Genomic DNA, 23,874 nt, shown 5'->3' on the forward strand with positions numbered 1-23,874 from the left:
TATAATATAAGCTAGTTCAGAAAAAATAAATAACATTTCATCAATATGAAATATTGCATAGAAGTAAAGTTAAAAAATCATTCACATATACTAAATTAGAAAAATTTAAAGGAACTTCATCTGAAGTTCCTTTTACTTATTTTATGTTCAATACGTATGAACCATCTGTATTCTCATATTTATAGACGTATAAATAATATTTACCTGGCTTTGCATTATAAGTTCCTTTAACTACATTGCCTTCATTTTCACCATATGCTACATAGTTATTTAAATCTGATTCATGATGAAGTACCCATGTCATTCCGATATTTTGTTCATTTAGTAGAGAAATATTAATATTTTCCGGCGAGTCAATTTGGAAAGTAAATACATCTACTCTATCACTATTATGTAGCATTCCTTTCACCGGTGTATGAAAGTTAACTTTATTTGCCTGTCTAGGCTCATTATTTGGTTCATTTTCTGTTACTTGTAATTCATTCCCACCGTTTGGTTTTCTTTGTTCATAGCCTAAGTTTACTAGTATAGACTTCAAATCTGGTAAAACACCCATTTTATCTGCATATGGATCTTTAGATTTTGTTCCTGTGCTCTGGTTGCTTAATATTGCTCTTAGTTCACTAGGTCTATATGGTTGTCCTAAATTTTCTTTAGCAATGCTTTGTACTAAAGTCGCTGCCCCAGCAATAATTGGCGAGGCACTAGATGTTCCGCTAAAGCTTGAAGTATATAGATTTACAGCACTTCTACTTTGTTCAGCTGTAGTTGTATCTACATTTTCTCCCCATCCGTACACATCAATACGGCTTCCATAATTCGAAAACCACATACGTTCATGAGGGAAAGATGAAGAGCCAGCGCCTACCATAATTGCACCCGAATCTTTAAAATCTTTACTATTACGATTTAAGACTTGCTTACCTTTTCTATCTTTGAACTGGTCTAAATCATTCCACCCATTTGCTCCAGCCTCTATAATTACAATCCCTTTATCTGTACCAGCACGAATTGCATCAAAAATATCTGGTTGTACTTCAACAGGTAAATATTTATCACCATATCCATCAAAGGATGCTTGCGCCTCTAATAATAAAACATCCCCAGCTTCTAACTGATTTACAGCGCTTAATATTGCATCAGCCGTATTATACTGTCCGTTATCTCTTATTTGAGAGATAACCTTTGCTTTCGCTTTTGGCGCAATCCCAATATTCCCGACTTCATTGTCCTCAGAGGATACAATTCCTAGTACAGACGTCCCATGACCGACATGCTGATCTATATTTCTTCCAGACATTAATTCAATATTTTGATGTAATAAATCCTCATGATTTAATAGCCATCCGTATTCCATATCAACAAAAGTAATACCATTTCCATTACCGCCTTGAATTCCCCAGGCGAAAGGCGCATTAATACCGTATGGGGCTGCTTCAAGATAACCTTGTTTTTTAAATCTAGGATTGTTATTAGGATTAAGAGCTACACTTGATGATTGCACTTCAGGTGGCATTATTTTCTCTTGTTTCTTCATATACGCATCTTCTATTAAAGAAGATGCCTTTAACTTATCTACTATTTCTTCTTCATACCCACTATTTTGATTTTGAAGAATATAGTAGTTTAATAGACTTGTAGATACATGATTAGGTGCTTTCACTTCAAGGTTTTGTATTTGTTCCGGGCTTACAGATGTGAATAAACGAGTAAATGTTACATCTGGATATTCTGTCAAAAGATCTTTTATTATTTTATCATTCGTTTGAGATTGTATTTGTTTTTCAATACCATCTTCATATGGCAAATCCAAATCCGCTTTAAATTTTACAATGATTTGCTTATCTGTTTCTTGTTCTATCCCTAATTTACTCTGCTGTTCTATAGAATCAGCATATACACTATTGATAGTGCCTCCTGTTCCTAAAAGTGTTGTAATGATTACAGTTGACGCACACATTTTTTGAAATATTTTCATTACATCAATCCTCCTATTAATAATTATTAATCATTATATTAATCTATAATGATTAATTCTATAACGTATTCCCTTTCTACTAAATAGATTATAGTAATCAGAAATATGAACTTCAATGTATTTTCATATGCAATATTTCATATTCTGACTCTACACTAAACGAATATGAAACTTATAGTGATTATTTATTTTATATGTGCTAATATACTTACATTAATATATTACGCATATACACATTTCAAACTACATTACTTAATCGTTTCACCTTAATTTTTTCTTAGGAGGATTTACAATGAAATTACTAAAAATAAAACATATAATTCCTTTATCTGCGGCCGCAATTACATTCGTATGTAGTCAAAGTACAGCTGAAGCTTCTACCATTCATACAGTAAAAAAGAACGATACACTTTGGGGCATTAGTAAACAATACGGAGTTTCAATACAATCCATTAAACAGGCTAATAATAAAGGAAACGATAAAACCTTTATTGGCGAACAGTTACATATTCCAGGGTCCGTGAAATCAAATGAAATCACTGTTCCTCAAAATGCCAAGCCTGCGAACATTTCTGAACAAATTATTTATCAAGTACAACCGGGAGATTCATTAGAAACGATAGCAAAGCGTTACAATGTCACTGTCCAATCTATAAAACAAATGAACAATACAGTCGGAAACAAGCTTTATACAGGACAACATTTAAAAATCAACTCAAGTATTTCACAAAAAGAAAAAGACTTAATGGCACGCTTAGTTACCGCTGAAGCAGGTGGCGAATCCTATAAAGGAAAAGTAGCAGTAGCCAAAGTTATACTAAATCGTGTAAATGCAAAAGGTTTTCCAAATACAATAACAGGCGTTATTTATGAACCTATTAAATACGGATATGCATTTACTCCTGTTACAGATGGAAGAATTAATCAACCTGCAAGTGCAGAAGCAAAAATGGCTGTAGAAGAGGCTATCTCCACAAATGGAGTAGATTCAGACTGGATTTATTTCTACAATCCAAAAACATCAACGGACAAGTGGATTACGACACGTCAAACAGTAGCAGTAATTGGTAATCATGTTTTTGCTAAATAAGATTTAAAATCATTAACAGACCTCTTCACTTAAAAGGTCTGTTTTTTTCTATGTAAGATGTTATTAATCATATGACATAGTTATTTTTTAAACTGTTTCTTCTTTCAAATAAAAATTTTTGTATTTACTCCACCACTCGTAGAAATTAATAAAGCATCAAGTTCAAAAACTCCCACTTTATTAATAAAAGCTATTTCTTAACTTCATAAAATTGTTATACACTAGAAAAATAAAAAACAAACTATTCGTTAGCAGGTGGAAGAATATGTATGATGTTACGATTATCGGCGCTGGAGTAAGTAGCATTTTTATGGCTTATTCACTAGCTAAAAGTAACAAAAAAGTTTTAATTCTTGATAAAGGTAAAGCGCTAGAAGATCGCCATTGTCCTTTAGACGAAGGAAAAGTGTGTAATTGTACTACATGTGATAAATATTTCGGGTTTGGTGGTTTAGGCAAATCTGAAGGGAAATTTAATTATACAAACGGATTTGGCGGAGAACTTGAGAAAAAAGTCGGTAAAGAGGGTTTTTTACAACTCATGGCTGAAGTAGATGAAATTCTATGTCAGTTTGGTGGAAGTTCGGTTTCAAAATATTCTACTGAAAATTCAAGTCTCACTAAGAGAGCTGAAGCGTGTGGTTTACAAATGCTAACAACAGAAGTAAGACATCTTGGTACTACACTTTCCAGTAACATTTTTCAGCAGCTCTATGAATTTTTACTGACGAAAATAAAGATTCAATTTCATATAGATGTACAACATATTCTGAAACAGGAAGATCATTTTACAATAGATACAAATCAAGGAACAGTTCAAACTAAGCAACTAGTATTTGCAACTGGGCGCTCTGGGGCCGATTGGTTAAAAGAAATGTGCAGTTCCCTAAATATTTCTCAGGAGCAAACACGTGTAGATTTAGGAATTAGAGTAGAAATGAAAGAACATCAATTACGTTCTATATTAAAAGATACTTTTGAAACAAAACTTTCTTATCAAGGTGAGCATTTCACAGCAACTACTTACTGTATGAATCCAAAAGGACGCATCATTCGAAAGTACGAAGAAGGTTTAGTTATGCCTGACGGTCAAAATTTTCGAGAGCAAGGAACTGGCACTTCTAATTTAAATTTCACTTTATTTATTCCTAGCTATTTTCCAACTCTCAAAGAAGCAAATGTATACGCAAGTTCAATTATTAAAGGCATTAACCAAGGACGAGATCGGATTGTTATACAGCGCTTAGAGGACTTACTAAAGAAACAACCTACGGCGGAAAACAGCATGGAACATAGCCGTATACAGCCTACACTACAGGGGGATTATGGAGATTTGAATCAAGAAATTCCTCAATTATATATTGAAGGGCTCAAAGAATTTTTATTACGTTTAGAACAATTTATACAAGAACCTATTGATCAACATACTTTACTATATGGAATTGATGGAAAGTTCTATGCTCCTACGATAAAAATTAATAATCATTTTGAAACTAGTATACATGGGCTATTTTTAATTGGAGATTGTTCAGGCGTTACGCATTCATTATCTCAAGCAGCTGCAAGTGGTCTGTATGTTGGAAAGTACTTATCTGACATTTAATTTCTATCATTAAAATGTCAGTCAAATATTTTCAATTTCAAAACACTTTACTTACATATAGTAAAATTATATTAATAAACCCCCTATCCTTCCCTGCTAATAATTAACCGACAAAAAATCGGGATTTTACAAAATACATATGTAATATAACTGTATATTTAAAACGATTGACATTCAATTCTAATAAATTGAATGTCAACAGTTTTAAAAGTCTCTATCCATTTTCACTTTTATTTGTTCGATATTTTGTAACATCATCATAGTGTTTAATATGGTAGGATGTCTATAAGTCAATTTCACTACAACTATGACTTGTTCTGCCCGTTTCTCAAAAAGAGTTATATTTATGCTACTACGCTTTAAAAATCCCCATTGTATATATATGAATACTTCAAATTATTCCCTTTAGAAAACAAAGTCTAAATGGTTCATTACACTCTAATAGTTATAAAAACATAATATATAACTTTAGTTAAATAAATTATATAAAGAAGGTGTAAAAATGAAGAACAAAATAAATTTACAAATGCAAAATATAAGTTTTGTTATAATAATGGCTTTAGCGGTATGGTTAAAAACATATCTTATTACGCGATTCAGTTTTGATTTAAAAATCGAGTCTTCAACGCAAGAGCTCATTTTGTTTATTAGCCCTCTAGCCGCATCATTAGCATTTGTTGGATTAGCATTATTTGCAACTGGTGAAAAGCGAAATTATATAGCGCTCTGTATTAATTTCTTATTAACAATCGTGCTTGTTGGAAATGTAATGTTCTATGATTTTTATAGTGATTTCGTTACATTACCAGTACTTGGACAAACCTCAAACTTCGGCCAATTAGGCGGCAGTATTATAGAAATATTAAACTACAAAATTATACTCGCATTCGTAGACATTGTTTTCTTCTTTATTTTATTAAAAAAGAAATCATTGGTCTTTAAAACAGAACGTGTAACTCATTCTACGCGCTTGTTATACTTTCTTTTAACGATTGGTGTATTCTTTGCGAATCTACATCTTGCAGAAAAAGAGCGCCCTGAATTATTAACAAGATCATTCGACCGAGTCATGCTTGTCAAAAATTTAGGCTTATATACTCACCAAGTATATGACTTAACACTGCAAGTAAAAGCTGGGTCACAAAAAGCACTTGCTGATAGTAGTAAATTACAAGAAACTGAAAACTACGTAAAAGCAAATCAAAGCGAGCCAAACCCTAATATGTTTGGTGCAGCGAAAGGAAAAAACGTAATTGTCGTCACTCTTGAATCCTTGCAGACCTTCTTAATAGGCGCATCAGTGAACGGGCAAGAAGTTACACCATTCCTAAATGAATTCATAAATGAAAGTTATTACTTTGATAACTTTTTCCATCAAACTGGTCAAGGGAAAACATCTGATTCTGAATTTCTAATCGATACGTCGTTGTATCCATTAAATCGAGGAGCTGTATTCTTTACACACGGTAACAATGATTATACTGCAACTCCAGAAATTTTACGTCAGCAAGGTTATTTCACTTCTGTATTTCATGCGAATAACGCAACATTTTGGAATCGTAATATCATGTACTCTGCTCTTGGTTATGATCGTTACTATAATGAGCTTGATTACAAAATTACACCAGAAACAAATTTAAATTGGGGATTAAAAGATATCGAATACTTTGATCAATCAGTAGATATATTAAAAACTGTTAATCAACCATTCTATGCTCGTTTCCTTACTTTAACAAACCATTATCCATTTACGTATGATGAAGATACAAAATTCATTGAACCATACAACTCTGGTAATGGCGTATTTGATCGTTACATCGTAACAGCACGTTACTTAGACGAATCAATTAAAAAATTTATTGAGCGTTTAAAAGCTGAGGGAATGTATGATGATTCTATTATTGTTTTATATGGTGATCATTATGGCATTTCTGAAAAACATAATCGTGCAATGGCACAGTTTTTAGAAAAAGATCAAATAACAGAATTTGATACTCTGAATTTACAACGTACACCTTTATATATTCATATGCCTGGCCAAACAGAAGGTGAAACGATTTCAAAGCCTACAGGACAAATTGATATAAAACCTACTATTCTAAATTTACTTGGGATTGATACTACGAATGATATCCGTTTTGGCCATGATATGTTTTCAGATGAATATACTGGCTTTGTTGTTTTACGTGATGGTAGCTTCGTTACAGATAAGTATGCATACAAAAACAACACTTTCTACGACCGTATAACAGGTGAAATTGTAGATTTACCAAAAAAAGAAGCTCAAACCCTCATTAAACGTGCACAAAATGAATTACGAATGTCTGACAAAATTATTGAAGGCGATTTATTACGTTTCTCAGAAAGTAATAAAATTAAAACTGGCGAAGTACAAACTAAAATTAAAGAAACAGAAAAATAATCTATATGAAAAAGGAGCAACTTATTACAGTTGCTCCTTTTTACTTTCTTATAACACATCAGATTTTTTATTCTACGCTTGTTTCTAAAACTACATCCGCAAAAGTATTATCATCACCTATATTTAAAATCACTTCACATTGACGCAATCTCAATTCAAAGAGCATGATAGAATCGTGATAGATTTCAGGATTTGATTTCATCTTATGTAATATCTCTTGTTTTTCTTGTATTTCTAAATGCGTGTTTTCTACAGCTTGCTTTAAGGAGTTAAATGGATTCCTAAAGAATATATTAATATCTCGCTCTTGTGTGTTTTCAAACAGCTCAAATTGCAAGAAAAATTTCTTCATAATAGAAGCCGTTACTTCAGTATAATCTTCATTTTCTACATACTGTTTGTATTTGTTATATAGCATAGATTTATTTTTAGGAAGAACTCCAAACAATTTACCGGCACTTTTCAGTAAAAATTGTGCTGGCGTAAATCGACGTAAAATATTTACTTCATCCATTTGTATTCTAGTCGTCATCCTGTCAGTATCTCTGCGCCAGTCATCAAGCACTTTAAAGTCACATTCTAACTGTATTCTATTTTCTCCAAATAGTGAATTAAGCCCTTCACTAAGTTCTTCTAAATACGTTTGACTTTGAAGAAGCTCATTATTAGAAGTTGCAATCCAATTTTGCATAGAAAGAGCCAGATTAGGTAACACAGTTTGTTCTAAATATTTATGCACTCTTTCATTCATTGCTTTATTTAGTTCCGTATCCATGTGCCCGAAATCACTTTCTTCACTAATTAAATTAGAACAGCTCTTTAATATCTTCGGAATATTTTCAGTAAGATCATTTGTAATTTCAGTCTTCATTGAACGATATGATTGTGTAATGAAATGAATTTTTTCCCTCTCAAATGTAGTAAGGTTATTAATGCTACCGTTTAGTTTCACTAGCATATCTTCATTCCAATTAATAGCATCCACCAGATTATTTTCTTTCTCAACACGTTTATCCAAAAGATATGTAATTGTTTTTCGAATGAAAAATAATAACTTTTCAGTACGTTCTGCATCGATATTTTTATGATTAAAGTTAAAATGAATAAACTCAGTTAAATCATTTAATTGTTGACTACTTGTATATAACGAGGAATAAGGGAAAATTCTCGCATACGGGAAATATGTGTTTATTCTCGTTGCCGTATCATGTAATACCCTTTTCACTTCTGCTTCACTGTAAATGTTATCGATTTTATTTAATAAGAAATGAATTTGTAAATTTGGCGTATGTTCTTGAATACTTAATAGAATGTCACGTTCTTTATCAGTAAAAGGTGAATCCGCATTCAATACGAACAGTAATTCATCTACAGAATTTAAATATTCAAATATCTCATCTCTAGTGTCGTTATTCCTATTAAAGCCAGGTGTCACTACAAATGTAAGTTTATTTTCATTTAAAAATCTGCATGGTAATTTAAATTCAACACACGCTCTATCTCTATATGTTTGATGGTGCTGAGACATCATATTATGGTAATCAGAGACATCTTCCGTTGTTGTAATTGCTGAGTCTGTTATAGCGTTTATTTCTATATGAGCATCATTTTTTAAAACTACTACATTTGAAATTGATTTTTCTAATATATTTTCTCCTAATATAGAGTTAATAAATGTAGTTTTTCCGTTCCCTGAAGTTCCCGTTACTAAAATACGATTTGTTCTTAAATCTGCGAGCTCGTCAACTAACCATTTAAATCGGTGACCTATTTCTATATTCTGCTTTTGTGCCCACTGTGTAATAGATTCAAAAAGGTGTAAGCTGTACTCTAAGCCATTTACATGATTAATAGAATGTGACAGTAAGTTTTCCGCATGTTCTATATTTGCTGAATCTATTTTGGAAGGGAAAATCTCATCCCATGCCAATACAGCTGCAGATGGAAATACAGCATAAGATGGATTGACTACCTTTAACCAATTTGCTAACAGATTTGGTATGATATCGTTTAATTGTCTAAGCGTATATTGACCTTGAATTAATGCAAAGTACGTTTCTTCGTAAAGAGCAGAAACTTTGTTCCATATATCGGACGAATGTATTTCAATATGTAAGAAAAATTCATTTATTGTGTTAAGCCACAATAAGTAATTTTTTTCATTTTTATAACTGTTCCAGAGTGATGAAACCATTTGCGTAAATTGTACTTGATCTACATTATTTAATGTAGCTAATGCATCATAAAAATAGTCTGGTGAAATATGTTTAGTAAACCCTTTATCGATATATCCTTTTAACACCTCAAACCAAGGATACGATTCTATGCGAATTAACTCATTCACAGCAAGCTCTACTGCACTATCAAAATCTTGCTGTTCCTCATAAAAGGAACGGGCAATTTTTGTGACATTCGGATAATCAGGATTTAAAGAAACTGCTTCTTTAATAACACCGAAAGCTGAGTCAAAATTATTTTGCTCAATGTAAAGAGAAAGTAATTGTAGTCTAATTTCGGTCATCAATATTTTATTATCAGTAGTAATAGAAGTATAAATATTTTCAGCAAATGATAACTGATTCAGTTCGAAATAAGCATCCGCAATATTTTTTTGTGCCCATGGTGCTAATTCATTACTAACCTTCTCCCATTTAAAAATAGCTGCTTCAAAATCTTGATGACGATAATAAAATTCACCTTGTGCAAAACGAATATAAGACCCATCAGAAATCTCATTTTTTTCTTCGTTTACATAAGCTTGTCCAAGTACGTCAAGAGTTGGTTTTGTTTCATTCTCCATTAGGAATGTTTCATAATACATCTTTTTTATTAATTGTTTTTCTAATCTCATCTTTTCCCCCACTATATCTTGAAAATACATTTTTAAGATATGTCAATACTTTTTGTATGTATGCTTTTTATCTTAACAAAGAATATCTTTTGGAAAATTTCATTTTCCTTTCATTTTTCAAGTTAGATTGAATTTTTATGAGAAAAGTTTCAGTTTTTTTTCAATTACCTTTCAGTTATGAAACAGCATTAAATGTTCCTAATAACCTAATAACACTATAATATTCCACATTATATTATCAAGAAAACCCCATATAAACCATATTATAAAAACAATCTATATTGAATTTATATACATAATTAACTGTGCTGTCAAACGAAAAAAACAACAATAGGAGCCAACAGCTATTCATACCATTTCTTTCTCAAATTGTTTTCCTTTAAAATGTTTCAGTAGTTATGTAATTAAATTCCATTAACCTATATAAATAACTAGTCCAAAAAATATCTATATGCATATCATGTTATAGTAAAGAATTTAGGAGATCCTAAAAGGAGGCATTTTCATGTTTGAAGATAAATCTAAAATAAATTACCCATATGAATTTACTGAAACTACAACAGTTCCTCTAAAGAACCCCATTGATAAAAAATTCAAGAACGGCACAGGTACACATAACTTCCCAATTAAGAAGCACTATAAAGAGCAAGTTCTATACACTGAAAAAATTAATAATAATAAAAATAAGTAATTGTATAGATCCTTATGACAATTAGCTAAATAAGAAGCAACATTCAACCATGCATAGTTATTTAGTTAGTAATGATACAATTCATGCACATTTTAAAAAGTGCTGTATACAGCGCTTTTTTATACATAGATAAATTTAAGTTAACACAACCAAGAAATAAACTGTAAAATTACTCCACCATATTCTCGTTTAACTATTAAATCTACATATGAAAAGGGAGCAACAGTAAATGTTGCTCCCTTTTGAAATATAATTTATTCACTCTACATAACCCTCTTAAACATCTTCTCCAACTCATAAGTAGAATGATGCACAAGAATCGGTCTTCCGTGTGGGCATGTGTATGGGTTTGTTGTTGTACGTAATTCTTCCAGTAAGGCAAATATTTGATCGTTCGTTAAATATTGATTCGCTTTAATGGATGCTTTACAGCTCATCATGATGGCTGCTTCTTCACGTAACTTTTTAATATCCACTTTTTTTAGTTTGACAACTTGCTCCATCATTTCATCGATAATTTCTGTTTCTTGTCCTTTCGGGAACCATGTTGGATGCGAGCGGACGATAAAGGATTGATGGCCGAATTGTTCTAAAAATAGCCCAACTTTTTTTAGTTCTTCTAACTGTTCTTCGACACGTAAAAATTCAGTAAGAGATAGATCAATACGGTACGGTACAAGTAACTCTTGTACTTCTTGCGCTACCCTTCCTACTTTATCACGGAAGTATTCATAATTAATACGTTCCTGCGCGGCATGCTGGTCAATCATATATAAGCCTTTATCATTTTGAGCGAAAATATATGTTCCATGCATTTGTCCAATTGGATAAAGCGGTGGTAAGTCATTCCCGTTCATTTCAATCTCTTTTATTTCCCGAACTTCTTCTTCTAATTCCTCTAGTTCAAAATCCTCTTCATTACTGTCCCACGATTTCTCTTCTTGAATTGGTTCTTCGATTATCGGTTTAGTGGATGGTTGCCAACTTTGTTCTTCTCTTATGAGCGACTGTGGTGGTTGCCATTCTTGTTTCGGCGGTTGCCACAGTTGTGGTGGCTGTTTCACAGCCTGCGGTTCTTCTTGTTTTGCATCCATGCCAGTTGGTAAAACAATGTCCGGCATAGATGGTTCTTTCGGCTTCGCATGCTCAAACTGGAACTGTTCTTGCACACTTTCGTCTTTTTCTTTTTTCTTCGTTGTTACGCCTGCATCTGGAATGAGCTGTATTTTTTTAAATGCAGCTTGCAATGTTTCTTCGATCAGCTTTAGCAATTCTTGTTCTTTACTAAAACGAACCTCTAACTTCGCTGGATGTACGTTAACGTCAACTAGCATTGGATCCATTTCAATCGATAAGAAGCCAATTGGATACCGGCCAACTGGCAGTAATGTATGGTAGCCTTGCTGAATTGCTTTCATTAGTACAAAGTTTCGAACGTAACGACCATTTACGATCGTTGACATATAATTACGAGATGCTCTCGTTACTTCTGGTAATGTTACATAGCCTTTAATTGTAAAGTCTAAAGATTCAGCTTCAATTGGAACAAGCTTCTTCGCAACTTGAATACTGTAAATCGATGCAAGTACTTGTCTTACATCACCGTTACCTGATGTATGAAGCAATTTCTTTTCATTATGAAACAGTTTTAACGATACTTCTGGATGTGACATTGCAATACGATACACGATATCTGTAATATTCCCGAGCTCCGTATGAATGGTTTTCATATATTTAAGACGCGCTGGTGTATTAAAGAATAAGTTTTGTACTGTAATATCTGTTCCTTTTCGGCTCGCAGTCTTCTCTTGCTTTATAATGTCTCCACCTTTAATTATGAGGTGTGTACCAGGCGCATCACCTGTGCTAGTAATTAATTCTAATTCACTAACAGAGGCAATACTCGGCAATGCCTCACCGCGGAAACCGAGTGTTCTTATGCGAAACAGATCGTTTTCATCTTTAATTTTACTCGTCGCATGGCGTTCAAAAGCGACGATACAGTCTTCTTCTGCAATACCATCACCGTTATCAATGATACGAATTTTCGATAACCCAGCTTCTTCTAAGTGGATTTCAATAGATGTACTATTCGCATCGATAGAATTTTCCACAAGTTCTTTTACGACTGAAGCAGGGCGCTCTACTACTTCCCCTGCCGCAATTAAGTTAGAGAGTTGGTCATCGAGTTTGCGAATTTTCCCCATCTACTTACTCATCCTTTCTTTAACTTTTTCTGTAAGCGATACAATTCGTTCATCGCTTCTAAAGGTGTCATATCAAGTAAATCGATTTTTTTAATTTGCGCCAATACTGCTGTTTCTTTTTGATCTAGCAGAGATTTGTCTTGTTTCTTCGAAGACTGTTCTCCTCCAAAGAAAGATAGTTGCGATTCTTCTTCAGTCTCTACTTTCGTTTCCTGTATTTCTGCTATTTCCTCTTTTACAACTACAGGTTCTGGAGCAGCTTCTTGTACTTTCACTTCTACTCGTTTTGGAATAATAATTTCTTCCTGTCCTTCTAGCTGTGCTAACACTTCTTTCGCGCGGGCGATTAAGCTATCTGGAAGCTCTGCAAGTTGCGCAACGTGAATTCCGTAACTTTTATCTGCTGCCCCGTCTTGAATTTTATGAAGGAATACTACTTTTCCATTCTCTTCAATTGCTGAAACGTGTAGATTTTTCAGTTGATCTAAACTCTCTTCTAACACCGTTAATTCGTGATAATGCGTAGAGAATAACGTTTTTGCACCAATTTGGTCATGAATATGTTCAATGATAGCTTGTGCAAGTGCCATACCATCATAGGTAGATGTACCGCGTCCAATTTCATCGAATAAAATTAAACTTCTTTCTGATGCGTTTGCAATTGCATTTTTCGCTTCTAACATTTCGACCATAAATGTACTTTGACCTGATATTAAATCATCCGCTGCACCAATTCTCGTAAAGATTTGATCAAATACAGGTAATACTGCTTCTGTTGCTGGTACGAAACAACCGATTTGCGACATAACAGTTACAAGTGCTAATTGTCTCATATACGTACTTTTACCAGACATGTTCGGTCCTGTAATTAAAAAGACATCCATCTTCTCTGGCATAATACAATCATTCGGTACATACAATTTCCCGTTCAATACTTTTTCAACGACAGGATGACGACCATCTTTAATAAAGATTTCACGCTTCGTTGTTAGTACAGGTTTTACAAACTGTTCTTCTTCACTAACTGTCGCAAAACTTTGCAGTACGTCTAATTCACTAATTACTTTTGCTAAATGTTGTAATTTCGGAATAAATACTTTTACTTCTTCACGAAGCGCTGTAAATAAATCGTATTCTAGTTGTACAATTTTTTCTTCTGCTTCTAAAATTAACGTTTCTTTTTCTTTCAGTTCATCTGTAATGAAACGTTCAGCATTAGCAAGCGTCTGTTTACGTTCATAGCGACCTTCTGGAAGTGCTGCAAGATTCGCTTTCGTTACTTCAATGTAGTAACCGAAAATACGGTTGTATCCGATTTTTAACGATTTAATTCCAGTAATATCACGTTCTCTTTTTTCAAGCTCAGCAATCCACGTTTTCCCGTTTTTACTCACGTAACGATATTGATCAAGCTTGTCATTATAACCATCTTTAATAATATCTCCATCTTTAATTGAAAGCGGTGGGTTTTCTTGAATACTTCTTCCTAGTAATTCTGTTAAGCTTTCACATGGATCTGCACCTTGAATTAATCTCGATGCATAAGCGTTATCTAACAAACTAATTGCTTCTAAAATAGCTGGCACTTGAAGTAATGAACGTCTTAATTGTAATAAGTCTCTTGCATTTACGTTACCAAATGCAACTTTTCCTGCTAAGCGTTCTAAATCATATACTTCTTTTAACTTTTCTTTTAAATCTTCACGTAAGAAGTAATCATTTACAAACGTTTCAACCATTTCTAAACGCTCTTCAATTCTTTCTTTCTGTATAAGTGGACGTTCCATCCACTGTTTTAACATACGACCACCCATAGCTGTTTTCGTCTTGTCCAATAACCATAATAGTGATCCTGTTTTTTCTTTCGTCCGAAGTGTTTCTGTCAGTTCTAAGTTTCGCTTTGAATGTACATCAATTTTCATAAATTGATTCGTATAATAAATTTCTACTGGTTGCAAATGATCTAAAGAACGTTTTTGCGTTCTTATTACATAGTTAAATAAACGTCCAACTGCTTTAATTAATTTTGCTTGTGAAACATTTTTCACAAGATGTTCTAATCCTTCCGGAATTGCCGTTGCATCTTCATACGAAATCGTCATTTTCAATGTTTCAGTTAACTTGTTTAGTTCATCTTTAGAAAATGAAGAATCAACAACAATTTCTTTCGAACCAGTTGCATACACTTCTAATAAAATATCTTCTACTGAACCAGTCAGTAACGTTACTGTATTTTGTCCAGTCGTTAAGTCGTTACAAGCTAATGCATATGATCCATCTTCAAAATGTGTTAATGCGGCTAAGAAGTTGTTTTCTTTCTCATCAATTGTACGCCCTTCCATCATCGTTCCTGGCGTAATTAATTGTACTACTTCACGACGTACTACACCTTTAGCTGTTTTCGGATCTTCTACTTGCTCACAAACAGCTACTTTATATCCTTTTTCAACAAGTTGTTCAATATAGTTTTTAGCCGCATGATATGGTACACCGCACATTGGTATACGTTCACTACTACCACCATCTCGGCTCGTTAATGTAATTTCAAGTTCATGGGCTGCTTTAACAGCATCCTCAAAGAACATTTCATAAAAATCGCCTAAGCGAAAAAATAAAAAGGCATCTTGATAATCTGCCTTAACCTTTAAATATTGCTGTATCATAGGCGTATATTGAGTCATACTTTTCCTCCATAATTCTTACATGATAATCTATTTTCATATATGTCGCATTTCACGGACACTCTTATCTCCTATTTCAGGAGTCTTTCTTCATTATAACATATTTCATAAAGAATCATGTTCATTCAGCGCCACTTATGTAAAGTAAAAAGCTAGGAAGAACTTCTCCCTAGCTTTCTATTACTCTTCTTCTGCATCAACGATAAAGTTCGGATCTAATTCTTCAAATTCATCATCAGCAATTTGGAAATCATCATCTGATTCTACGCAGCCTTCAGGATTTACACTTACACAAATTTTCGTTTCTCCAACTACTTCTGTTACAAATTCACGTTCTACAGTTACAACAATTTTATTACCATTTGGTGATACAAGTGCTTCTAAACAATTTGGCGGCTGAATAACACGAGCAATAATTTCTAAATCGTCACCAGAAAAGTTTTTATCACGATAACCAATACTTACTTCGTCCGTGTAGTTCACACGTTCTGTTACAACTTCAGTCTTTGTATTTCCATCAAATGAATACCAAGTGTTCACATCATAGAAACCTTCAATTTCCACATGTTTTCCATTCTTTCTTGCTTCGTACGAGTGGTTAATTACCCAGCACCCTAAAATACTTGTTGGCTCATTATTCGATTCACATGTATGCGTTGACTTTGTATACTTACGTCCTTTTCCAACCACTGCTTTTGTAATAATCTCTCTAAATTCGGACATTCGTAACCCTCCTCAATCACTATTCACTTAATCATATGCGTGACAATAGCGGAATGTGTCATTCTTTTTTTTGAGAAGACCTTACGTTTAATCCACAAAAAAAGAGATGTCAATATGACATCTCTTTAACAACCACAATTTCCTTTTTTACTTTCTACTGCTGCGCCAGTTTCACCCTTTAGTACATCGCCACCAGTTGAAATTAATATTTCATCTGTTACGTTGTTAGAAATTGTACTAGCAACTAACTGTAATAAGTCATTTACGTATGTTTGTGAAGATTTAAATTGTTGTACGACTGGAATGCTGTCTAACTTATCTTGCAATGCATCAATTTCAGCTTCTACCTTTTTTAAAGCTTCCCATTTCCCGTAATGTTGCAAGTTTACTGCTTGTTTTTGCAGTGCTTTAATTTCATCGATTGCGCGCTTTACATTTTCATTTTTATGAATTTGCGCCTCTGCTTTCTTAAAAAAATCAACTTCTTCTGTTTCAGAAATCATTTTTGCTAATTCTTTCGCTTGTTCAACAATGTCATCTTTCGAATATACTTTCATCTATTATTTCACCTCAATCGGCTCTTCAACTAATTCCCCGTTAAGAGACCAAGTTTTTGCTTCCGTTATTTTTACTTTCACAAGCTGACCAATTAAAGATTTTGAAGCGACGAAGTTTACAAGTTTATTCGTACGAGTATAACCTGCAAGTACTTCCGGATTATTTTTACTTTCCCCATCAACTAACACTTCTACAATTTGACCTTTGTAACGACTATTCTTTTCAATTGCCAACGTATTTACTAGTGTATTTAAGCGTTGAAGACGTTCTTTCTTTACTTCCATCGGTACATTATCTTTCATTTTTGCAGCTGGTGTACCTTCGCGAGGAGAGTAAATGAATGTAAAGGCAGTATCAAACCCTACTTCACGATATAACGACATCGTTTCTTCAAATTGCTCATCTGTTTCATTTGGAAAACCAACGATAATATCTGTTGTTAATACTGCATCTGGAATTGCTTCTTTAATTTTTCTTACAAGTTCTAAATAATGCTCACGCGAATATTTACGTGCCATAATTTTCAGCATATCCGTACTTCCAGATTGAACTGGTAAATGGATATGTTCTACTAGGTTGCCACCTTTGCCAAGCACTTCAATTAAGTGATCATCGAAATCACGTGGATGGCTCGTTGTAAAACGAATACGGGCAATATCAACTTTACGAAGTTCGTCCATTAAATCGCCGAGACCGTATTCTATATCTTCAAAGTCTTTACCATATGCATTTACGTTTTGACCAAGTAAAGTAATTTCTTTATAACCATTTGCAGCTAAATGACGAATCTCTTGGATAATATCTTCTGGACGTCTACTTCGCTCTTTTCCGCGTGTATACGGTACAATACAATACGTACAGAATTTATCACAGCCATACATAATATTTACCCAAGCTTTAATATCACCACGACGTACTTTCGGAAGGTTTTCAATTACGTCACCTTCTTTTGACCATACTTCAACTACCGTCTCTTTCGAGAACATCGCATCTTTTAGAATGTACGGTAATCTATGAATATTATGCGTTCCAAATACCATATCTACATGCTGATTTTTTTGCATAATTTTATTTACAACAGATTCCTCTTGAGACATACAACCACATACACCAATTAAAAGGTCTGGATTTCTTCGTTTGAGTGACTTTAAATGGCCTAGCTCACCAAACACCTTATTTTCAGCATTTTCACGAATTGCACAAGTGTTTAATAAAACTACATCTGCATCCTCAGTTGAAAAAGTTGGTTCATATCCAAGTGCGGTGAAAATGCCTGCCATTACTTCCGTATCATGCTCATTCATTTGACAACCATATGTACGAATATAGAACTTTCTTCCTGTACCAAAATTGCGAAACTCTTCAGGTAAGCCAAAATCCCGTTCAATTTTAACTTCTTCTTTCCCGCGCTTTTTCGCATCCTTTAAGGAAGGTGGTTGATATACACTTTCAAAGTATTTACTATAATCTTTCTCTTCTTTTTTCGTAGAGGAATTTGCTTGTTGACTTGCTAATCGTTGTTGCTCGTTCATCGGTAATCTCCTTTCACCCTTAACTATACATACTCTATAGTCCATTTTAATGCGCCTAGACTCACCTCAAAAATGGTTAGATAGCTTGAGAGATAACTTGTCCTTTGAAACTTGAGTAATCAATCTAATCATTCATAAGAATGAAGTCTTCCCCACGCAAATAGACATTCCCTTTTTATCATTTCTTGTTGTCCTACCAAAAAGCATATTGCTTTATCCCTATAAACATTACCATAGTATGATGTATTTCGCCAATTTTAACAATAAAGAGGCCCTTTATTATCTTACATTTCATAAGCAATGAACTTGCCATTTTCATACAACGATTTATATATTATTTTATCATTCTGAATTTTCTAAGTAAATAAGACTACCCTATATTTTTGTACATAAAAAAAGGTTACCAAATCGGCAACCTCCTCTTCTTACATTACATAAATTCAGCAACAAGCTCATCAAACATTTTCTGATCCATATTTAAATCAGATTTCACTAAAGGCTCTTCACTATAGCCTTTAACAAGTTCTTGATATGATGGTTGCTTAGTATTTTGATAAATTAACCCTGTTACTAAACCGTTATTTTCCATTAAAGTTTGCATAGCCATCATGCGATTAGATGGATCATATCCCTCTACTGTGCTTAGTTTCGTTAAATTCTCTTTAAACCAATCGTAAGTATTCACTTTATTGTAAGTAACACATGGGCTAAATACGTTAATTAATGAAAATCCTTTATGGTTAATACCAGCTTCAATAATTTGTGTTAATTCTTTTAAATCACTCGAAAAGCTTTGCGCCACAAATGTCGCACCAGCTGTTAAGGCCATTTCCATTACATTTAGTGATGGTTCAATTGAACCTTGTGGTGTGCTTTTCGTTTTAAATCCAGCTTCACTACGTGGTGAAGTTTGCCCTTTTGTTAATCCGTAAATTTGGTTATCCATTACGATGTACGTAATGTCGATATTACGACGAATAGAATGGATTGTATGACCCATACCAATCGCAAATCCATCACCGTCACCACCTGAAGCGATAACTGTTAAATCACGATTTGCCATTTTCACACCTTGCGCAATTGGAAGGGCACGACCATGAATACTATGCACACCATATGAATTAATATAACCTGAAATACGGCCTGAACAGCCGATACCAGAAATAACAGCAAGTTCATCTGGATTTAGGCCAACGTTAGCTGCCGCACGTTGAATTGCAGCTTGCACTGAGAAGTCTCCGCAACCTGGGCACCAGTTTGGCTTTACACTGTTACGAAAGTCCTTAAATGTTGCCATTTAATACAACCCCTTTTTTGCATTCGTTGTAAATCTCTTTCGGCAAGAATGGGTTTCCATCATATTTTAAAAGACTAGAAATTTTCTCACCATTACCAAGATTCATTTTCATAATGTTAGCAAGCTGACCTGTTGCATTGTTTTCTACTACTACAACACGCTTCGCCTTTTTCACAAGTGGATCGATTTCAGCTGTTGGGAACGGGTGAATTAAACGCACATGAGCATGGTTTACTTTCATACCCTCTTGTTCTAAACGCGTCATTGCCTCTTCGATCGCACCACGAGTTGAGTTAAATCCAACAAGCAATACGTCTGCTTCTTCATGCTTAACATTTTTATAAACAGGGGTATTAAACTTCAAGTTCTCCATTTTACGGAAACGTTTGTCCATTTGATCTTTACGGTTTATTGCTGATTCCGATGGTTTTCCAGTTTCATCATGTTCTACACCTGTAACATGGTGAACACCATTTTTCATACCAGGTAAAACACGTGGTGAAACGCCGTCTTCTGTTACTTCATAACGCTTGAAGTATGCTTTATTTTCACGTTCTGGTAATTCTACTTCTAAATCAAGCTTACCACGACGAATTTCCACTTTATCTAATTTAAGTGGTTCTACTGTTTGTTTTCCTAAAGAAAGCTGTAAATCTGTTAAGAAAATAACAGGAACTTGATATTCTTCAGATAAGTTAAATGCTTCTACAATGTCATAGAAAGCTTCTTCAACTGTACTTGGCGCCATTACGATTTTTGGAATTTCACCATGCGTACCGTAAATCATCGCCATTAAGTCAGACTGTTCTTGCTTAGTTGGTAATCCTGTACTTGGGCCGCCACGTTGTGTATCAACAATTACTAATGGAGTTTCTGTAATACCTGCTAAACCGATTGCTTCCATCATTAATGAAAGACCTGGACCAGCAGATGCCGTTAATGTACGAACACCAGCATAGTTTGCACCGATTGCCATTGTACAAGCTGCGATTTCATCCTCAGTTTGGATTACTGTTCCGCCGACTTTCGGTAATTTTTTAATTAAGTATTCCATAATTTCTGATGCAGGTGTGATTGGGTATGCTGACATAAAACGAGCACCACCAGCTACCGCACCAAATGCGATTGCATCGTTCCCAATCATAAACATGCGTTTTTTACCATCAGCTTTTTCAAGCTGCATCATGTTTACTTTCTCACCTAGTAATTCTTTCATATATTGAGAGCCACGTTTAATTGCGTCCATATTCTTTTGAACGACTTGCTCTCCTTTACGACCAAAGATTTCTTCAACAACATCTAAATAAGCTGTTTCATCTAATCCTAATACTGCACTTGATGCTCCAACAGCAACCATGTTTTTCATTAATGATGTGCCTAATTCTGAAGCAATATCTGTAAACGGTATCACATATAGATTTACATCTGTATTGTCAGGTATTGTTGGATTAAATTTCGCATCCGCAACTACAATTCCACCTGGACGTAGTTCGTGGAAATTAAAATCAATTGTTTCTTGGTCAAAAGCAATTAAAATATCTAAATCATCTGAGATCGCTCGTACTTCTGTTGTACTTACACGAATTTTATTATTTGTATGGCCGCCTTTTATACGTGATGAGAAGTGGCGGTAACCGTATAGGTAATATCCTAATCGGTTTAATGCAATACAGAAGATTTCTCCTGTACTTTCAATTCCTTCACCTTGTTGGCCTCCAACTTTCCATGAAAGTTGACTAATCATCTCCTACACCCCTTTTGGCTGCATTCATTGTAGTGTATTTTTTTACAGTAATAGTTTAGCATTTTTTATGCAAATAAACTACAACGGACGCAAATTATGCCTCTTCTGATTTCCCTGAATCTTTAGTATAAAGCTATTTTGTTTTTCATTCTAGTATTAGGTCTTAAAAAAAGCAATAAAATCAAATGAATTAATTTTAATTTTTCTGAATTTTAAACCAAAACTTAAAAACTCATATGTTCTACAAAATTATCATATAAAAATCGTTCTACAGTAGATGCAGCATAGTGTTTACAAAGCTCATTCATTACATTTTCATAATCTCGATAAACTGATACATTTACAACTGTTTCTAAAATCCCATCAAAATCTGAACCAAATCCTATATTGTACTCTCCACCTAATGAACAAATATATTCGATATGTCTTACTATATCTGTTATATTTGCTTCATTTTCATTCGTTAGAAACTGCGGTACAAAAGTGACACCGATCATGCCATTTTTCTTTATAAGAGCTTTAAGTTGTTCATCGTTTAAATTACGTGGGTGCTCGCAAAGTTTCATACAATTTGAGTGGGAAGCAATAGGATTTTTTGCAATCTCTATAACATCCCAAAAACTTCTTTCATTCAGATGAGACACATCAGTCCATACATGTAGCGCATTCAGTTCTTGTACAACCTGTTTACCAAAATTCGTTAAACCCGCCCCACGTGTCTCTAGCGCACCATCAGCTAAGAGATTGGCATAATTCCATGTTAGTCCAAAAGAACGTACTCCTAGGCGATACAACAACCGTAATTTCATTGCTTCTTTTCCAATTGCTTCGCATCCTTCTAGTGTTAATATCGCTCCAACCTCGTCCTGTTTTAACATGTTAATATCATCTTTTGTCTGAATAAACTTTACACCTGGTAGGGATAAAATTTCATTATAAAAAATATCTACCATTTGTAATGCTGCTTCAAATCGGTTTTCATATGCCACTGTTTCTGGTACATATATAGCAAAACATTGTATACTTCCTTTTCTTCTCTTTAACTGTTCAAATGTAATATGTAATTGTGAATCATCGTTAAAATTCCTTTTCCCTTGTGCACTCCATAACTGAAGAAGCACGTCACAATGAGCATCAAAAATTTTCATTTTCATTCCTCCATTATAAAAACAACCTGTTTGCATACTGCAAACAGGTTGTTTAAAACTTAACGAGGTTCTACAATTAATTTTATTGCTGTACGCTCTTCGCCATCAATCATAATATCTGTAAACGCTGGGATACAAATCAGGTCCAAACCACTAGGCGCTACAAATCCTCTTGCGATTGCTACTGCCTTTACCGCTTGGTTCAATGCACCTGCACCAATAGCTTGAATTTCTGCTGTTCCGCGTTCGCGAATAACACCTGCAAGTGCACCAGCTACAGAATTAGGGACCGACGTTGCTTTAACTTTTAATATTTCCATTCCGCGTTTCCTCCTCGTTTCTTTAAAAAGTATTAGCAATTATTTCACTTTAACTTATATTCACGAGGAATGGCGCGTATTCCTGCTAAATTTTCGTAATTTTTCTAAAAAATTAAAATATAATAACTTATCTAAAATTTAACGGGAATTTACTCAAAAAATGGTTGATCGTCATTAATTAAAATACGTTCAATTTTCTTTGCTTTTCCTGTATTTGGATCCACATCAATTAACACTGCACTTAATTGCGTTCTACCATTTGTTACTTCAAATCGTACTGGTAAGTTTGTTAAAAACTTCTTCAATACTGCTTCTCTATCCATACCTAATATTCCATCATACGGCCCTGTCATTCCAACATCTGTAATGTATGCCGTTCCGCTTGGTAAAATACGGTTATCTGCTGTAGGGACATGCGTATGCGTACCTACTACTGCTGTAGCACGTCCATCTACATACCAACCTAGCGCTTGTTTTTCACTTGTAGTTTCCGCATGGAAGTCAACAAAGATAATATTCGTACGTTTTTTCGCAATATTAATTAATTCATCCACTTTACGGAATGGACAATCAATCGGAGGAAGGAAAGTACGTCCTTGTAAGTTAATAACTGCAACTTCTGTTCCATTACAGTTCACAAAGATAAGTCCTTTTCCTGGAGTTCCTTCTGGGAAGTTAGCTGGTCTTGCAAGATATTTTGCATCATCGATGAATTCAAATACTTCACGATTATCCCAAGCGTGGTTTCCAAGTGTAACTGCTTGCGCCCCACATTCTAAAAAGTTTCGATATATTTTTTCTGTAATCCCACGGCCACCTGCTGCGTTTTCTCCATTAATGATTGTTACTGTAGGTGTATATTTTTTCTTTAATGCCGGTACGTATTGTTGAATCATACCTCTACCAGGAGATCCTACTACATCCCCAACAAATAATATTCTCATATGTCTTACCCTTTCTATGTACTGCATTTTTTATTGCTATAGCATCAAGTAAATTCCTTATAATATGTTTATTATAAGTTTGTTT

The 23,874-nt window shown here is 34.0% G+C and carries 16 protein-coding genes; 4 read left to right on the top strand and 12 right to left on the bottom strand.

All coding sequences use genetic code 11. From position 1 onward, the window contains the following. Positions 1–136: 136 nt before the first annotated feature. Positions 137–1,978, bottom strand: coding sequence for a S8 family peptidase (locus BLT20_RS19280; RefSeq protein ID WP_000689196.1), 1,842 nt, complete (start codon positions 1,976–1,978; stop codon positions 137–139). A 292-nt stretch (positions 1,979–2,270) separates the two neighbouring features. Here BLT20_RS19280 and BLT20_RS19285 point away from each other — a divergent pair, with 292 nt between their 5' ends. From BLT20_RS19285 to BLT20_RS19300, 3 genes are all read left to right on the top strand, one after another. Then, entirely contained in the window at positions 2,271–3,068 is a 798-nt protein-coding gene (locus BLT20_RS19285) for a cell wall hydrolase (protein WP_000771005.1), read from the top strand. A gap of 265 nt (positions 3,069–3,333) precedes the next feature. Next, entirely contained in the window at positions 3,334–4,671 is a 1,338-nt protein-coding gene (locus BLT20_RS19290) for an NAD(P)/FAD-dependent oxidoreductase (protein WP_000272405.1), read from the top strand. A gap of 502 nt (positions 4,672–5,173) precedes the next feature. Further along, positions 5,174–7,093: an LTA synthase family protein gene (locus BLT20_RS19300; protein WP_000791031.1), complete on the top strand. Its 1,920-nt coding sequence runs from the start codon at positions 5,174–5,176 to the stop codon at positions 7,091–7,093. Between the two features lie 67 nt (positions 7,094–7,160). Here the strand turns inward: BLT20_RS19300 and BLT20_RS19305 are convergent, their stop codons facing one another. Further along, the gene (locus BLT20_RS19305; protein WP_001235307.1) at positions 7,161–9,944 is read right to left on the bottom strand and encodes a dynamin family protein; all 2,784 of its coding nucleotides are present in this window, start codon (positions 9,942–9,944) and stop codon (positions 7,161–7,163) included. Between the two features lie 505 nt (positions 9,945–10,449). Here BLT20_RS19305 and BLT20_RS19310 point away from each other — a divergent pair. Further along, positions 10,450–10,635: a hypothetical protein gene (locus tag BLT20_RS19310; protein ID WP_000461138.1), complete on the top strand. Its 186-nt coding sequence runs from the start codon at positions 10,450–10,452 to the stop codon at positions 10,633–10,635. Positions 10,636–10,898: 263 nt separating this feature from the next. Here the strand turns inward: BLT20_RS19310 and mutL are convergent, their stop codons facing one another. The 10 genes from mutL to BLT20_RS19360 all read right to left on the bottom strand — a co-directional run bounded on the left by mutL (position 10,899) and on the right by BLT20_RS19360 (position 23,789). Beyond that, positions 10,899–12,842, bottom strand: a complete 1,944-nt coding sequence (mutL, locus tag BLT20_RS19315) for a DNA mismatch repair endonuclease MutL (RefSeq protein WP_000516465.1) — start codon at positions 12,840–12,842, stop codon at positions 10,899–10,901. An 8-nt stretch (positions 12,843–12,850) separates the two neighbouring features. Further along, on the bottom strand, positions 12,851–15,523 hold the full coding sequence (gene mutS / locus BLT20_RS19320; RefSeq protein WP_073339756.1) for a DNA mismatch repair protein MutS: 2,673 nt from the start codon (positions 15,521–15,523) through the stop codon (positions 12,851–12,853). A 180-nt stretch (positions 15,524–15,703) separates the two neighbouring features. Continuing rightward, positions 15,704–16,246, bottom strand: a complete 543-nt coding sequence (cotE, locus tag BLT20_RS19325) for an outer spore coat protein CotE (RefSeq protein WP_001288799.1) — start codon at positions 16,244–16,246, stop codon at positions 15,704–15,706. A gap of 125 nt (positions 16,247–16,371) precedes the next feature. Beyond that, the gene (locus BLT20_RS19330) at positions 16,372–16,803 is read right to left on the bottom strand and encodes a YlbF/YmcA family competence regulator (RefSeq protein WP_000870461.1); all 432 of its coding nucleotides are present in this window, start codon (positions 16,801–16,803) and stop codon (positions 16,372–16,374) included. A 3-nt stretch (positions 16,804–16,806) separates the two neighbouring features. After that, positions 16,807–18,336: a tRNA (N6-isopentenyl adenosine(37)-C2)-methylthiotransferase MiaB gene (gene miaB / locus BLT20_RS19335; protein ID WP_001005386.1), complete on the bottom strand. Its 1,530-nt coding sequence runs from the start codon at positions 18,334–18,336 to the stop codon at positions 16,807–16,809. Between the two features lie 430 nt (positions 18,337–18,766). Continuing rightward, positions 18,767–19,633 carry a 2-oxoacid:ferredoxin oxidoreductase subunit beta gene (locus BLT20_RS19340; RefSeq protein WP_000190155.1) on the bottom strand — a complete coding sequence of 289 codons (867 nt, stop codon included), beginning with the start codon at positions 19,631–19,633 and terminating at the stop codon, positions 18,767–18,769. Next, complete coding sequence (locus BLT20_RS19345; protein ID WP_000625418.1) at positions 19,620–21,377, bottom strand: 2-oxoacid:acceptor oxidoreductase subunit alpha; 1,758 nt, start codon at positions 21,375–21,377, stop codon at positions 19,620–19,622. The genes BLT20_RS19340 and BLT20_RS19345 overlap by 14 nt, the downstream gene beginning before the upstream one ends. Before the next feature lie 224 nt (positions 21,378–21,601). Next, the gene (locus BLT20_RS19350) at positions 21,602–22,525 is read right to left on the bottom strand and encodes a dipeptidase (RefSeq protein WP_000688045.1); all 924 of its coding nucleotides are present in this window, start codon (positions 22,523–22,525) and stop codon (positions 21,602–21,604) included. Between the two features lie 59 nt (positions 22,526–22,584). After that, a complete protein-coding gene (spoVS, locus tag BLT20_RS19355) occupies positions 22,585–22,845 on the bottom strand; it encodes a stage V sporulation protein SpoVS (RefSeq protein WP_000404341.1) in 261 nt (86 codons plus the stop codon). A 149-nt stretch (positions 22,846–22,994) separates the two neighbouring features. Next, positions 22,995–23,789, bottom strand: a complete 795-nt coding sequence (locus tag BLT20_RS19360; RefSeq protein WP_001221095.1) for a TIGR00282 family metallophosphoesterase — start codon at positions 23,787–23,789, stop codon at positions 22,995–22,997. Positions 23,790–23,874: the final 85 nt, after the last annotated feature.

Source organism: Bacillus sp. cl96 (genome assembly GCF_900100505.1).
GTDB lineage: Bacteria > Bacillota > Bacilli > Bacillales > Bacillaceae_G > Bacillus_A > Bacillus_A cereus.